This is a genomic window from Neisseria animalis (genome assembly GCF_900636515.1).
In the GTDB taxonomy this organism is placed as follows: domain Bacteria; phylum Pseudomonadota; class Gammaproteobacteria; order Burkholderiales; family Neisseriaceae; genus Neisseria; species Neisseria animalis.
On sequence record NZ_LR134287.1, the window covers coordinates 824939 to 840857 of the forward strand.

Annotated in this window: 12 protein-coding genes; 6 read left to right on the forward strand and 6 right to left on the reverse strand. The window is 43.7% G+C overall.

Annotated elements, in window-relative coordinates; genetic code table 11:
• Positions 1-9: 9 nt before the first annotated feature.
• Positions 10-1047 (reverse strand): PDDEXK nuclease domain-containing protein, encoded by a 1038-nt coding sequence (locus EL111_RS03900; protein ID WP_123794931.1) that lies wholly within the window; start codon positions 1045-1047, stop codon positions 10-12.
• Positions 1048-1334: 287 nt separating this feature from the next.
• On the opposite strand from EL111_RS03900, the gene EL111_RS03905 reads away from it, so the two are divergent.
• Together EL111_RS03905 and EL111_RS03910 are read left to right on the forward strand one after the other, a co-directional pair.
• A complete protein-coding gene (locus EL111_RS03905; protein WP_123794930.1) occupies positions 1335-2573 on the forward strand; it encodes an accessory Sec system protein Asp2 in 1239 nt (412 codons plus the stop codon).
• Complete coding sequence (locus tag EL111_RS03910) at positions 2503-3075, forward strand: hypothetical protein (RefSeq protein ID WP_123794929.1); 573 nt, start codon at positions 2503-2505, stop codon at positions 3073-3075. The genes EL111_RS03905 and EL111_RS03910 overlap by 71 nt, the downstream gene beginning before the upstream one ends.
• A 159-nt stretch (positions 3076-3234) precedes the next feature.
• On the opposite strand, the gene EL111_RS03915 is transcribed toward EL111_RS03910, so the two are convergent.
• The 5 genes from EL111_RS03915 to tagD all read right to left on the reverse strand — a co-directional run bounded on the left by EL111_RS03915 (position 3235) and on the right by tagD (position 11822).
• The gene (locus EL111_RS03915) at positions 3235-6078 is read right to left on the reverse strand and encodes a tetratricopeptide repeat protein (protein WP_123794928.1); all 2844 of its coding nucleotides are present in this window, start codon (positions 6076-6078) and stop codon (positions 3235-3237) included.
• Between the two features lie 65 nt (positions 6079-6143).
• Complete coding sequence (locus EL111_RS03920; protein ID WP_123794927.1) at positions 6144-7178, reverse strand: glycosyltransferase family 2 protein; 1035 nt, start codon at positions 7176-7178, stop codon at positions 6144-6146.
• A 12-nt stretch (positions 7179-7190) separates the two neighbouring features.
• A complete protein-coding gene (locus EL111_RS03925) occupies positions 7191-10148 on the reverse strand; it encodes a CDP-glycerol glycerophosphotransferase family protein (RefSeq protein WP_123794926.1) in 2958 nt (985 codons plus the stop codon).
• 10 nt (positions 10149-10158) lie between these two features.
• Positions 10159-11427, reverse strand: coding sequence for a tetratricopeptide repeat protein (locus EL111_RS03930; RefSeq protein ID WP_231998407.1), 1269 nt, complete (start codon positions 11425-11427; stop codon positions 10159-10161).
• 5 nt (positions 11428-11432) lie between these two features.
• On the reverse strand, positions 11433-11822 hold the full coding sequence (tagD, locus tag EL111_RS03935) for a glycerol-3-phosphate cytidylyltransferase (protein ID WP_123794925.1): 390 nt from the start codon (positions 11820-11822) through the stop codon (positions 11433-11435).
• A 128-nt stretch (positions 11823-11950) separates the two neighbouring features.
• Here tagD and EL111_RS03940 point away from each other — a divergent pair, with 128 nt between their 5' ends.
• Genes EL111_RS03940 through EL111_RS03955 form a run of 4 tightly spaced genes read left to right on the forward strand, consistent with a single transcriptional unit; the run spans position 11951 to position 15756 of the window.
• The gene (locus tag EL111_RS03940) at positions 11951-13126 is read left to right on the forward strand and encodes a polysaccharide biosynthesis/export family protein (protein ID WP_123794924.1); all 1176 of its coding nucleotides are present in this window, start codon (positions 11951-11953) and stop codon (positions 13124-13126) included.
• A 19-nt stretch (positions 13127-13145) separates the two neighbouring features.
• A complete protein-coding gene (locus EL111_RS03945; protein ID WP_123794923.1) occupies positions 13146-14312 on the forward strand; it encodes a capsule biosynthesis protein in 1167 nt (388 codons plus the stop codon).
• On the forward strand, positions 14312-15109 hold the full coding sequence (locus tag EL111_RS03950) for an ABC transporter permease (protein ID WP_123794922.1): 798 nt from the start codon (positions 14312-14314) through the stop codon (positions 15107-15109). The genes EL111_RS03945 and EL111_RS03950 overlap by 1 nt, the downstream gene beginning before the upstream one ends.
• Positions 15106-15756: an ABC transporter ATP-binding protein gene (locus EL111_RS03955; protein WP_123794921.1), complete on the forward strand. Its 651-nt coding sequence runs from the start codon at positions 15106-15108 to the stop codon at positions 15754-15756. The genes EL111_RS03950 and EL111_RS03955 overlap by 4 nt, the downstream gene beginning before the upstream one ends.
• Positions 15757-15919: the final 163 nt, after the last annotated feature.

Below are 15919 nucleotides of genomic sequence, written 5' to 3' on the forward strand. Positions count from 1 at the left end.
AAAGTAGTGTTATTTGTTATGGGTAAGTATTGCTTGTAACTGCTCTTTGCTTGGCAAAACAGTTTGATAGCGACTGGCAAAGATTTGGTTGTTATCTTCCGGCAGAGTAAATTCCACCACAGCTTCACTTTTATCTTGGCATAATACAATGCCGATGGTTTTATTTTCATCAGACAGCCGCATTTTGCGGTCGTAATAATTGACGTACATTTGCATTTGCCCCAAATCCTGATGCTTCAGGCGACCTAATTTCAAATCTATCAATACAAAGCAGCGCAATACGCGGTTGTAAAACACCAAATCCACATAAAAATGCTGTTCGTCAAAACTTATTCGTTGCTGGCGTGATACAAATGTAAAACCAGTACCCAGCTCCAATAAGAACTGTTCCAGCTTATCAATCAGTCCCTGCTCCAAGTCATTTTCCGAATAACTTGACTGCTCAGGCAAACCAATAAATTCCAAAATATAAGGGTCTTTGATCAAATCCTTGGGTTTTTCCAAACGCTGTCCGTGCAAAGCTAAATCCAATACTCCCTGTTTATCCCTACTTAATGCCAAGCGAGTAAATAGGGCAGAGTCGTATTGACGGTTCAGTTCACGCAAACTCCACTTGTTTTTTGCCGCTTCAATCTCATAAAAGCTGCGTTCAAGCGGGTCAGAAATCCGCATAAGTTTGATGTAATGCGACCAACTGAGCGGAAATTCAAGGGCAGGCGTATGCTTTTCAGAATTCGTCAACAGTGTTGACGAATTCTGCTGGGAATAGGTTTTGTAAAAGAACCGCATTCTATCCAGATTTTCAACGGAAAACCCTTTTCCAAATTCTGCAGTCAGTCTTTGCGAAAGCTGCTTAAGCAATCCTTTACCGTATTCTGCGCGTTTGTTGCCATTCTGCTCTTCTTCCACAATCATCTTGCCGATTTCAAAATACGTCAGCACCATTGTTTGATTGACTTGGGATGCGATGCGTTCGCGAGCTTGGGCAAGTAATTCGGCAACCCGCTCCGACAATAATGCAGCAGTTTGATTGGTTAGGGTGTTCATATCGGTCTTTATTATATTGGTTTAAATGTAAACGGATATATCAATAAACCAAAATTTTAATCAATATCCCGCACAAATGCCGTCTGAAAAACAGATACTTGTTATTTCAGCTGCCATTGGCATAATTGAGTAATTTTATCATATTTGCCATTCAAATTAACAGGCGGACTGTTATGGTTTTGTTTTATTCTTTCACCTATTCACAACAACCCCTTGTATTTTTAATAACTTGCATTTAGTATAAGTAGATATTTTATAAAGCTATTTACAATAAAGCGATTTACAGTATGATGACCGATCAGCTCATTCCTACACACCCTACACAGACCCAAACTGTCAACATCAATGGTTTTGATATTAAATTTATCCATAAGCCTTGCCGTAAAGACACAGCACACTTGGTTGTCCTGCTGAACGGCTATCGACACGGCGGCTGGGAATATGCCAATTCCATCAATTTTTTCAAATGCAGCGTACTGATGATTGCTGATGTGTTTAAAAACGGGCAGTCTTGCTATTTAGGTGCACAAGGAACATTTGAGTTTAGCGATGCGGTTGCCGCCCTGATTCACAAAACCTTAAAAAGTCTGATGCTGACAGCAGACGACTGCACGCTTATCGGGCCGTCAAAAGGCGGTTTTGCGGCATTGTATATGGGATTGAAATACAATTTTAAAAACATAGTCGCCCCGGCGTTTGTCGGGCACATCGGTTCGTGGATGGTGCGTTACACGCCAAGCATTGCCGATCACGTGATGGGTGTGGGTTACGATGGCAAAGTTGTAGAAAAATACGACCGCTTGCTGCTTGATTTGATAAAGCAAGACGATAATCCCGATAAAAACATCTATGTGTTTTTATCCAAAGCGGATAATTTTTATTTAGAACTCGGGCAGCGTGAAGTAACGCAAGCTCTGGCAGAAAAATACCGTAACTTCAACGCCCTGTATGCCGATACCGATCTGGTTTTCCAGCACGACCAAGTAACGCCGTATTTTCTGCAAGAGACTCTGTCTATTACCAGCCTGCTCACGCAGGGCATCACCACACGTTTAAACAAGCATTTGACAGACGATATTCTGCAGCCGTCTGTGATTGTGCCGAATGAACGCACTAAGGCGGTTTTTGCTGCCAAACGCAGCCGTTACCAAGACAAGCCGAACGCAATAGGGAAACTTGAAAAAATTCATACAGAACAAGGCGTGATGTTTGTTGAAGGATTGCTGTATCTTCAAGGCTACGATTCGCCCAATTACCACCATCTTTCCAAACATCTCAAACTCAAATCCGTATCCAGCAAATCCAACCAAGAATACGAATTTGCTCTCGGAAGTGTGCCAAAACACCCTATCAGCCGCGAAATTTTTTCCGATATGTATTTTGATTACACCGCGGCAGGCACGGCAACGATGGGTCTAAAAGGCATCGATTTAAAAAACATCGCACAAGGACGCTATGAGATATTGGTGTCTGCCCCCCCCCAGTGCGGAGCCGGAATACCGCAACTACATCGCCCCAAAACTTAATTCCGAATTGGAACAGCACGACAGTGACGGATATTACAACTACCGCTTAAACAAACAAAAAGACAGCTTGTTTTTAACCAAGCAGCCCATCATTTGCGAACAAAAAGACGCACAGTTCCATTTTTCTTTGAAAAACACTTGGGTAAAAGACCACCTGTTTCATATAGAAGGCGAATTTTTGGTGAAAGGTGCGGATTTTAGTGAATTTTATGTCAGCAAATATTATTGCGTTTTGCGTCATTGTGAGAGCGGCAAACAATACGCCGTTGCACTTGGTCAAATCAAACAGGAAAATCTGGGCGAAACCATCGGCAATTTCAATGGTGGCTATCAGGCGTGCTATTACGCCAGTATGAACCTAAAAGGCATAGATACCGCAGGTTTTGAACACGGCAAGTACGAGATGTTTGTTTCCTTGGCATATCAAAGCGAAGTTTTCTCACACCAAATTCCGCAGTTGCTCGCCATCAATGAGCAAGGTTGTTATTTTGACAAACTTTAATTTTCAGACGGCAATTTTGCAGTCGGATTTAAATCGGCTTAATAAAAGAGTTTAAAAATGAATAAAGGCGGACAAGTTCCTCCTTTGATTAAACATCTTGTATAAAAACTAAAAAAGACCGTCTGCAAAGCAATATTTGCAGACGGCTTTTATCAAGCATTACATAAAATCTTGATATTTATCAGTTAAGTATTGCAAGATGGAATTATTGACTTTTTTACCTTGTTGATACAAGTCTGTTTTTCTAAAAGTATTATTCCAAACGTGCATTGCATACATATTGTCAGCCAAAGTACTCTCATCAAAATTCTGGTCTAGCAGCATTCTTCTGGTTTGAATGGCATTTAATCCATAAAAATTGTAGTAAGGTTTAGCAAATTTATCCAAACCAAAGTACATCAAGGCTTTGGTTAATCCTGTCGGACCACTGGCTTCACCCCAAAGCGTATGCTCACGCCCCAAACCTTTTTGAATGCGAGCCTGTTTGCGTTCAATGTCTTGAGCGGTATCCCAAGGCAGAATCTGATTTGGATTTTGACTCATAAACTCCATCAACTCCACCAAATGGTTGTGAGAAGGGAATTTTAACACCGCATTGGCAACCGCGTGACCTTCATAGCCAAATACATAATCTTCAGTAAAATCAAACGGTTTTAAGCAGATTTCGTCCATATCTACCCAATATCCGCTTTTTAATGCAATCATTTTCCATCTAAACCAGTCTGAAAAATGAGCGGGAGAACCGTGCGAATAGAAAATGTCTTTTTCAGGCAGAATTTCATTGCCGTCTTTGACGATTACGCCTTTAGGAATGTTTTTCAAATCCTGATAGCAGTAGAGATGAACTTCGTGTCCGTGATACAGATAAGAAGCCAAGCAAAGCTGTTGGACGATGCCCAAATCTTTTCCAATCCATAAAGATTGAATGGTATCTTTCACAACAGGTTTGGCTGCTGTATCGGTTTGTTTTTGCTGCAAATAATCAAACCAAGAAGAAAATCTAAGTACATCTAGCTCTTCCAGTTTTGAGCGACTTGATACAAACAAATCTTTAGCTTCTTCGTTCAGATTTTGAGAGAGTTTCTCGTGAATCAGAATGTTTAGCGGTTTGTTATTATCCGTACGGCTGTTTCTTAGTGCCGCAGTTACCGTATTTTCAGACTGAATCCATTTTTCTCTATACAAATCCCAATACTTGATGGTTGCTTCATTATCGTTCAAGCATTGGCTGATTTTCGCCAACTGTGCCAATGAAGAATATGGCGACTGGACGCTTGGGTTTGGCAGTTTTTGCTGATGATAAGCCAATACGTCTTCATAAAGACCAAGACTTTGTTTGAGATAAATAACGTGGTGTTCGTTATTTTTATTTTTGCCGAATTTATTGTAATAGTTTTCATAATAAGGATAAGCTGTATCAAAATCAAAGTTTTGGCACATTGTAACCGCCAAATATCGGTGTGCTAATTCCAATTCCGGAAATTGCTCCACAAACTGCTCGGCATATTTGATGGCTCTGTCAATCTGATTATCGCCTTTTAAGCTGGTAATCAGCAAAGCGTAGGATACCGGCAGATTCGGGAATGCTTTGAATAATTTTTCTGCATATTCTGCTGCCAATTTCCAATCTTGCTCGTATTGGTATACGTGAACCAATCCTTCCAAGCCGCGATGGTCTTCAGGGGAAAGTTTTTGCCACAAATGAAATTCATTTCGTGCTTCGGTGTAGTGAGATAAGTTTTTATAAGCGTGTCCTGCCCACCAGTAACTGTGGTACAAATCAGGGAAAAATTCTCGGAACTTGTAAGAACGTGAGATAACTTCTTCCCAACGCCCCTGCTGCTGGGCTACATTTACCATACCTTCCCAACCGTGATGAAGCTGAGGCAATCGCTCTTGCATCAATTTAAATTGTTCTTCAGCTTTATCATATTGGTTGAGATTTTTGTAAGCCTGACCAGCCCACCAATACCCCTGCCACATATCGGGTTGCAGCTGCTGCAACTGCAGAGAGTATAGAACTACCCCCCCCCAGTTTCTATTTTGGTTGGCAAGCTCTGCAGCACGTTTCACTTCCTGCAAAGACATTGAAGTAGGTGAAAAAGCAGCTGTCTGCATCTCTTGCTCGGTTTCCACCAATACACAAACCGAACGACTTTCTACCTTGAGTTGTTTATTTAATTTGGCGGTGAAAATCTTGTTGCCGTATGCCAGTGAAACATACAAATCATATACACCAAATTCAAACTGCTGGGTTTCAATGCCTTTTAAGCCAAGCGTGGCAAAATAGCTTGCATTATAGCCGTCTGCAGATTTGCCGATTTTTGCACCGAGATGGCTTTTGCGGATTTGACCCAGTTCAAAAACGTATTGCTTTTTGGTAATGTGTTTTTGGGCAATCAGGTAGTATTTTCCCTGCTTGAAATTGCTCAGCGGTGCATCAGGGACGATAAATTCTCCCTCAAGATGGAAAACTGTTCCTTGTACCCACGAGTTTTCTACGCTGATGTGGCTGCCTGCCGGCACATCAATGCCGAAAATGTCTTTTTTCGCCAGATAGACTTTATCACTTTCGGCAAACAGGCGGTATTCACAAAACTCATCTGCCGAATGCTTATCCAAATCCCGCTCTGCCATCACCAAGCTGACATAGTTGCGGATATTACTGTCGGACGATACCGAAATTTGGATTTCGTACAGCCCGTCTTCCAAAAAGCCGACATCAATACCTTTAAAACCTGTCGTTGCCGTACCTGCAGCAGTGTAGTTGTAGGTTTTTCCGTTGTGGGTTTGATTTGCCAGCTCGGGTTTTGGTACTGTACCCAATCCAAATTCCACTTCATCATCGTTGAGCAGGTTTTTGAATTTGATGTGCTTGTGCAGATAGCGGTAATTTGGTGCGTCATAGCCTTGCAAATAAGCAAGCCCTTCAATGAAAAATGTTGTGTTGTGAATCCAGATTTTTTCAATATGGTTCACTGGAATGTTGTTTGTGGTATTCACGAATTAAACCCCTAATATATTTGATGGATAATGTTTAAAAGCTATTCTATGGATTAGATTGCCGGTTAAATCCGCTGCTTTTGTTTTTGTTCATCTTGGAATATTTGCGACAAGATGTCAGCGGTGTACATAAATTTCTCTTTATCACCTTCGCACAATGCGTCCAAACACGCTCGATTCAGGCTTGCCGGTACAAGGCGGTGATAGATGTAGTGATAATGTTTTTGGATAAATTCTTTTGCGGTTTCGTAAATTTCGTCTTTTTCCGCTTGTGAATAAAAAACAAACTCACGCAGATAAATCAGTAAGTCGTGATTCATATAAAAAGCAATTTGGTATGCTTTGCGAATCTCTGGAATATACCGCCATAGATTGTTAATGGCGATCATTCGCCCTTGGAAGTTGGCAACTGATTTGGAAGTGGTGATACTGGTTTCGCTTCCATACACCAACCACACATAAACACGTTCGTCAATCAAGCCGATGCGTTCGAGTTTGGAATACAGTTTGGCGGTAAACAACTTGTCTTCGTATAAGCCTGTCTCAAAATAAATGTCGTGTTTTTTTAAGGCTTCTACACGGTACAGTTTGTTGGTAGACAAGGTGTCATCAAACTGAGACAGACGGTTTTCAAGCGTGCTGATTCGCTTGGTACGGTACAAACTTCTGAACCATTCACTTTCTATACCTGTTTCGGCATTTTTACGCACGGTTACGCCCGATACGCAATCTAAATCGTGTGTCAACGCATAATCCATTAGGCTGGATAGTGCGTTTGGATAAATCAGGTCGTCTGAATCCAAGAAAAAAATATATTCACCCAAGGCGTTTTCAATACCGAAGTTGCGGGTTAGTCCCAGCCCTTCGTTATCTTTATAAAAATAGCGAAAACGCGAATCATTAAATGATTTGACGATGTCTTCTACCCTAACTTCGTGTCCATCGTCCACTACCATCACATCAAGATTGCGATAAACAGATGCTTGGATTGATTTGAGTGTTGCAGGCAGCGTTTCGCGTGAATTATAACAAGGTACCAAAATAGAAATGGTCGGCAAATCACGGCTGCTTTTGTAAAATAAGTTGCGTAAAATTTTCATTGCAAAGCCTCCTTACAGCTCGTCTAATTCGCCAATCAGTTTATCCCACTCGGCAAACACGCTTTGATTGGAGAAACGATCAAACATTGCTTTGACATTTGTCTGCTCAATATGGCTGACTTGTTTGACGGCGGCAATAACCCCTTGGTAATCACCATAAGGCAAGAGATAGCCTGTTTGCCCGTCTATTACCAAATCTTTGGCTGCGGTAAATGAATCAAACACGATAACAGGCTTGCCACAGGCATAAGCCTCAAGCAACACCAATGGGAAGCCTTCGGATTTGCTCATTAAAAGCAAGGAATCGTTGCGGCTGAAGATTTTTTGTTTGTCGCTTTCAAAGCCGTGTACCAGCAAAATATCTTCCAAGCCGTTGTCGGCAACTGCCTGCACAAAGTCGGATTTCAAAGCACCATCGCCGTAGATATTGACTGTAATATTTTCCTTGGCGGCTTTGATGGCATTGCCCAAATCAATGAGTGCAAAGATATTTTTATCTGCGTCCAAACGACTGATAACAGCAGTATGCAAAGGTTTGCTTGGAGCAATCGGCGTATAGTCTGCATCAATGGAGTTGTGCATAAAGCCGAGTTTCGGTTGAATATCTTCGTTTAAATGCGGGCGGAGCAATTCCACTGCTGATTTTGTCAAAAGCAAGAGTTTGCGGTAATTGTAGAGTTTGCCTTCGTTCAGCCAACTCAAATGCGGCCCGTACATTTCTCGGGAAATCATATCTTTGACATCACCATGGAACATCAGCACCGACTTGGCATTTTCCAAATATCTTTGGAAATGCATATGAGCGGAGAACTGCAAGGAAATGACAATGCCGTCTGTATTTTTGAGAATGTGCGTACACGCACCGTTCAGATACTGACTGGAGATGGCAAAGTCAATATACGGGCTTTCCAAAACGTGCAGCTCGGAGTTGGCTTCAGCAAACTCTTTAATCGCTAAGACAAAAATACGCGAATTGTAAGTTTGCTTGTAGTATTTCGCCATATTTTTCAAGAAGCTGTGTACGCCGCCAATTTGGTTGAGATCATTTACCAAGAAAATGATGTCTTTGCCGCGGCGGATTTCCGGTATAAAACCGATGCCGTCTGCAATGCGTTTGGTGGCATTGCCGTCTTCTTGCGGATAGAAGGTGCTGATGATTTTGCTGTTGTCGGCATTGATGGTTTGCCAGTTGATTTGATACAACTCTTCTTCGCTGCGTATGATTTGTTCAGACGGCAAATAATCAGCAAAATCAAAATACACGCCGCGTTTTTGCATATATTCGGCGTAATCGTATTGGAACAGTACAATCGGCTTATTCAATAATGCAAAATCCAGCACCAATGATGAGTAATCACTGATGAGAATATCGGCGATTTTCATCAAGTCTGCCATATCGGACGATGATGTGCAGTCAATTACGTTGTCATGGTGCTGATCGAGATGATTGAGATAGTGCAGTTTGGTGATGAGCATATAATCATCACCCAAATCAGCAAGCAACCTGCCCGCATCAAAAGGTAAAGGCATTGCCCCAGCTTGACGGAATGTCGGTGCATATAGGACGATTTTTTTACCGCTTGGAATACCGAGTGTGTGTTTGAGATATGCCAAATCAATGTATTCAGGCGTATTAAATTTGCTGTTTTGACGCTCAATTTGCCGCCAATCCAATGCCAGCAACGCATTTTCAGTGGTGGCGGTGTATTGACGGCGTTTGATGATACGCAGCTCTTGCTGGCGGGCAGGGTGAGCTTTGGCAAATTCAGCGTGATCGTGGATAAACAGTGCCACAGGGCGGTTGTATTGGTCAAATTGATACATCAGCGGGTTGTAATCGCTGATAAGAATGTCCGCGAGAAGCAAAGCATCATTTTTACCGATGTTTTTGGTGTAATATACGCGGTTTTGCGTTTGCTGTGGGGCGTGCAGATGAGCGGCGGGCAAAAGCACAACAAGGCAATATTCTTCGCCCAATACTTCCAGTAGTTTTTGGGTATCAAAAGTTACTTCAAAAGGCTTGTCGGCACGGTATTCTGGTGCATACAAAGCGATTTTTTTGTCGTGCGGCAGTCCGATGGTTTGGTATAACTCGCTCAAACGCTGCTGATTGCTGCGGCTATCAAGCAGTTTGTCAATTTTGGCAGAACCGACCTGCAAAACTTCACCCTCATAACGCATTGCCTTACGCAAAAATGTCTGCGTATAAAAGTCAGACATCGATACCATACTGTCATAAGCCAAGCCGTAACGAATCGCCCCTGTCAAATGCTTGATGTCTAAATCCACAAACATTTTTTTGTAGGGAATACCGTGCCATACCGACACCCATTTGGTTGTATCGGTAATGCGGTAGCCGTAGTTCATCGAGCCTGCATCGATCACATAATCAGCGGTGAGTTTTAAATACTCGCCATAAGACGTGCCGTTTTTCACTAAAGTATGCGATGGCTTGTACACCACATCTTCATCGAGCTGACGCAAAATGACGTACACATCAAATTCATTTTGGTAATACGCAATAAAAGGCTCAATATCTGCCATCACCCGGTGGTTGTAATCAGACGGAAGCAGCAATAGTTTTTTCTTGAGACTGATGTTAAGCGATTGCTGAAAACCGCCCTGCAACACTCGAGGTACAGCTACGGTCGGTTTGCCCGCCGCATTCAATTCATAGGAAGAAAATCCAAGCTGTTTGTTGCATTGTGCCAGTTGGATTTGCCATTGGGTGTTGTAAGGTGCAAGTTCGAGTGCTCTGGAAATATAAAAATGTGCTTCGTGAAGACTTTTTAATTTCAAATGACATACGCCCAGTTTAAAGGCGATTTGCGGATTATTTGGTGCTGCTTGATGAGCTGTTTTAAAGGCGTTTAATGCGGCACCCCAATGTTTCTTTTTATATAACGACAACCCGTTGCGGTAAGCTGCGGGTGCAATCATATAATTGAATGAGTTTTTCAGGAGTTTCATTCTTGTTTTCCTAGATGTTTTCACCAAGCGATTTCAATATGCCGATGTAGCGGTTTTGACGGTTGCTTGATGTCAAAGACAATGTTTTTTTATATAAGTAAATGATAAATTCTTTTTGAGACAATATCTCAACATTCGGCGTATCCATCGCACTGTCAAACTCTATTTTGGGTGTTTGCCAGTCTGCTCCGTAATTTTCTGTCAAATAGCGGTGATAATCTTTCGGGATTAAATAGGTGTTGCCTAAAAACGCTCGCTCGGCAAGCTCGAAAGGGCTGTTGTGCCAGCGTGTTTTACCGCCTGCGTGCCAATAGTCGTCAGGCTCACGGTAATGGATAAAAATATCAATGGTAATGCCGCTGACGTGGCGAACCACCAAAATATCAGGGCTGTAAATCGGCAGCACATAAAAGCAGCCGCTACGCCGAACCACACTTGCCAAATCCTGCACACCATAGTCGTCCCACACGCCCACATCAATGTCTTTGTCGTGTCCGAGCAGCTTGCCTTCACGGATGCAGCCGAGCAGTGTGCCGCTGATAAGAAAAAACTCGATACCGCTGCCATCTAGGCAGTTTTTGAGTGCGGACAAGGCGATTGCGGCTTTTTCATCTGTGTATTGCTTGGAAGCGGTTGGTTTTGCGATATTTTTTACCTGCATACTCAAGCGGTATTGCCTACGCCATAAGTCCAATGCGAAATCGGTATTGCCTGCGCGGATTGCGGCATTTGACAAATGACTGGCAAGGTCGAAAGGCAGAAGAACGGTTAAATACTCAGGAAAATACTTTTCAAATAACACACAATACCGCTCAAAATCAGACGGCATTTCCACCAAATTGGATAAATGCTGCCACGTTTTGCCACGTTTTGAATATGTCAGCAAGCCTTCAAGCAGCGACCACGCCAAAGTCTTATCGCCTTGTATGGCGTGTATTTCTGCCAACAGATAAATGGCTTCTATGTGATTTGGATTCGCCGCTAAAAACCGGCTCAAGTTACTTTTCGCTTGTTCAAATTCTCCAAGCAAAAACTCGCTTTTTGCCAAATAAAAATGTCCGAGCGAATCGGATTTTTTGATGAGTTTTTTGGCTGCCGTCTGCAAATCCGTATGTTTGGCAGACGTTAATGCCTCTTGAGCTTTATGAATATAAAAATACGAAAATACGCCCCTTTGTTCTTTCGTATTGCTGATGCTGCGTTTGATTTGCAGCCAGCTTTGAACGAAAGGCGTATTTTGATATTTTTTTACAAAAGGAAATTGCGACAATTTCATCATCGGGTTTATTTGCCGGAAAGCGTTTCCTTGATTTGTGTAGTGGAAATGCCTTCTGTTCGGGGTAGATAGACGACTTCGCAGTACTCTTTTAGAAAGTCAAACTTGCCTTCCCAGTCATCACCAATGACAAAAACGTCAATGCGGTGTTCTTTGACATCTTCAATTTTTTGCTCCCAAGAAGTCTCAGGAATGACCAAATCTACAAAACGCACCGCTTCAACAATGCAGGCACGTTCTTCATAAGGATAGGTGCAAACCTTGCCTTTGCCTAAATTAAATTCATCAGTAGAAACCGCGACCGTCAGGTGATCGCCCAATGCTTTGGCACGCTTTAACAGGTTGATATGGCCGTGATGGAGTAAATCGAAAGTGCCGTAAGTGAGGACTTTTTTCATAATGTATTTTCCAATACTGCATAGAGAAACTATAGTTATTTTAATGTGAATGAAATAGTGGTTACAAAAAAATAATGTTGGATTATAATCCTATCTCCTTCGTGGTTTAAGTGGATTTACTTAGTTTTATGGAAAGCAAACGATTATTAAGAGGAATATTGGGAGGGGTGGTGTGCTGTGTATTGTCATCGTGCGCTTATATACCTTCCTCAGGCCCCAGTGCGAAAAAAGTATCGGCTTTATCCCAGCAGCAGCCGAGTGCGGAAGTTCCTGAAGTCGAGTTGATTGATGTTGATGAAGGCGTGGCCCGTAGTCTTTACCAGCAGCAAGCCGGCCAGTCGTTTGCCCATTGGGGTGAGGGCTATGCTTCGTACGGTACGATTGATGCCGGCGACATGCTGGATATTACGATTTGGGAAGCACCGCCTGCCGTATTGTTCGGCGGAGCCTTGTCTTCGGTAGGTTCGGGTAGTGCACAGCAGACCAAGCTGCCGGAACAGATGGTAACTTCACGCGGTACGGTTTCCATACCGTTTGTCGGCGATGTCCGTGTGGTGGGGAAAACGCCGGTTCAGGTTCAAAATTTCATCAAAGGCCGTCTGCAAAAGATGGCAAACCAGCCGCAGGTGATGGTACGTTTGGTGCAGAATAATGCGGCTACGGTATCGGTTATCCGTGCGGGCAACAGCGTCCGTATGCCGTTGACAACGGCTGGCGAACGAGTATTGGACGCGGTGGCGGCGGTCGGTGGTTCTACGGCGAATGTGCAGGATACGAACGTACAACTGACGCGTGGCAATGATGTGAAAACGGTTGCCTTGGAAGACTTGGTTGCCAATCCGCGCCAGAATATTCTGTTACGCAAAGGGGATATTGTTACCATGATAACAAATCCGTACAGTTTTACTTCTATCGGTGCGGTAGGGCGCAGCCAGCAAATCGGTTTTTCGGTAAAAGGTTTGTCGCTGGCGGAAGCGGTCGGACGCATGGGCGGTTTGCAGGATAGGCGTTCGGATGCGCGCGGTGTGTTTGTATTCCGCTATACGCCTTTGTTTGAGCTGCCGTCTGTAAATCAGGAAAAATGGAGGGAAAAAGGCTATTCGGTTGAGGCGGAAATTCCGGTGGTTTACCGTTTGAATATGGCTGATGCAAATTCTCTGTTTTGGATGCAGCGTTTTCCTGTGAAGAATAAAGATGTGCTGTATGTATCGAATGCGCCTCTGGCTGAAGTTCAGAAATTCTTGTCGTTTGTGTTCTCGCCGGTGGTCAGCGGTGTGAACAGTATTGATAATATTGCTAATTAATTGAATGGGGAAAGACGGTATGTCTGAACAGCTTCCTGTGGTTGCGGCGGTGGAAAATACCGAGCCTGCCAAACCGAAGAAAACCAAAAAAAGTCTGTTGCGTAAAATTACGCCGCTGATGTGGGCAACGGTCATTGTGCCGACTTTGGTTTCTACTGTTTATTTCGGTTTCATTGCTTCCGAACGGTTTACTTCTCAGTCGAGCTTTGTGGTACGTTCTCCGAAAGGCCAGTCTTCCTTAAACGGATTGGGGGCTATTTTGCAGGGAACGGGCTTTTCCCGGGCTCAGGACGATATTTATACGGTTCAGGAGTATATGCAGTCGCGTTCGGCTTTGGAGTCTTTGCGCGCGCTGATGCCTGTGCGCGAATTTTATGAAACCAAAGGCGATATTTTCAGCCGTTTCAACGGCTTCGGCTTGAGCGGGGAAGATGAGGCATTTTACCAATACTATCGAGGTAAAGTGTCTGTACGCTTGGACTCGGTATCGGGTATTTCCAGCTTGAAGGTGATGGCATTTGATGCGGAAGAGGCGCAGAAAATCAATGCTGCACTGCTCAAACAAGGCGAGAAGCTGATTAACCAACTGAATGCCCGTGCGCGGCAGGATACTATCCGCTATGCCGAAGAAGCGGTGGCGGTGGCGGAGGAGCAGGTAAAAAAAGCCTCGCAAAATCTGACCGACTACCGTATTTCCAACGGCGTGTTTGATTTGAAAGCGCAATCGGAAGTTCAGATGAGTTTGGTGTCCAAGCTGCAGGACGAGTTAATCGTGATTCAGACGCAGCTAGATCAGGTTCGCGCGGTTACTCCGGAAAATCCTCAAATTCCGGGCTTGGTGGCGCGGGAAAAAAGTCTGCGTAAGGAAATTTCACAGCAATTAAGGGCAATTTCGGGCGGTAGCGAGGGTTCGCTGACCCGTCAGGCTGCGGATTACCAGCGTGTGTTTTTGGAAAATGAATTGGCTGAAAAACAGCTTGCAGCAGCCATGACTTCTTTGGAAGGCGCCAAAGCGGAAGCAGACCGCCAGCAGCTTTATTTGGAAGTGATTTCCCTGCCGAGCAAGCCGGATTTGGCTCTTGAGCCTAAACGTGTGTATAACATTGTGGCGACACTGATTATCGGCTTGATGGTGTACGGTATTGTCAGCTTGCTGGCCGCCAGCATCCGTGAGCATAAGAATTAATGAAAGTACTGCATAAAACATCGTTTTGGGAATCGCTGATGATTCAGAAAAGAGTCATCGGCGCTTTGCTGATGCGCGAAATCATTACGCGTTACGGGCGGAACAATATCGGTTTTTTGTGGCTGTTTGTCGAGCCGCTGCTGATGACGCTGTTTATTGTGCTGATGTGGAAATTTTTCCGGGCAGACAGGGTATCGGATTTAAATATCGTGGCCTTTACGATTACCGGTTATCCAATGATGATGATGTGGCGCAATGCTTCTAATCGCGCCATCGGTTCGATTTCGTCAAATATCAGCTTGCTGTATCACCGTAATGTACGGGTATTGGATACGATTTTTGCACGTATGCTTTTGGAAATTGCCGGTGCTACGGTTGCTCAAATTGTGTTGATGGGTATTTTAATTGCTGTCCGATGGATTGAAATGCCGGCCGATGTCTTCTATATGCTGTTGGCTTGGCTGTTGATGTCGGTATTTGCGGTCGGTTTGGGGCTAATTATTTGTTCTGTTGCCGTTAAGGTTGAATTTTTTGGGAAACTTTGGGGAACTTTGAGCTTTGTGATGATGCCGCTTTCGGGTGTCTTCTTCTTTGTCCACAGTTTGCCACAGCAGGTTCAGGAATATGCGCTGATGATTCCGATGGTGCATGGGACGGAAATGTTCCGTGCGGGATATTTTGGAGAAAATGCGGTTACTTATGAAAACCCGTGGTATCTGATACTGTGTAATCTGGTATTGCTGCTGATGGGTTTGGCAATGGTCAGCAAGTTCAGCAAGGGAGTAGAGCCGCAATGATTTCTGTGGAGCATGTTTATAAGCAGTATCAAACCCGCAGCGGTATGCGTACGGTATTGGATGATATTAATTTCAAGCTGGAAAAGGGCGAGAAAATTGGTATTCTGGGACGCAACGGCGCGGGCAAATCCACACTTATCCGTTTAATCAGCGGGGTTGAGCCTCCTACTTCCGGAGAAATCAAGCGTACGATGAGTATTTCTTGGCCGCTGGCTTTTTCGGGGGCGTTTCAGGGAAGTCTGACGGGTATGGACAACCTGCGCTTTATCTGCCGTATTTATAATGTGGATATGGATTATGTGAAAAACTTTACCGAAGAGTTTTCCGAATTGGGCCAATATCTTTATGAGCCGGTAAAGCGGTATTCTTCGGGAATGAAAGCGCGTTTGGCATTTGCTTTGTCGCTGGCGGTCGAGTTTGATTGCTATTTGATTGACGAGGTTATCGCGGTAGGGGATTCGCGCTTTGCGGATAAATGTAAATACGAGTTATTTGAAAAGCGGAAAGACCGATCGATTATCTTGGTTTCACACAGCGTGAGCGCGATGAAGCAGTATTGTGATAATGCGATGGTTTTGGAAAACGGGCATTTGAGCCGTTTTGAAAACATGAACGAGGCTTATCGGTATTACAATTCTCTGGTATGACATCATTGCAATGCCGTCTGCATTTTGATAGAGAAAAGCCCTTATCCTATAAAATGCAGACGGCATTTTTGTTGTATGGTCATTTAAAATAAGAATGATACGGCGTTGCTTTGCCTTGCCGTACTATGTGTACTGTCTGCGGCTTTGCTGCCTTGTCTCATTC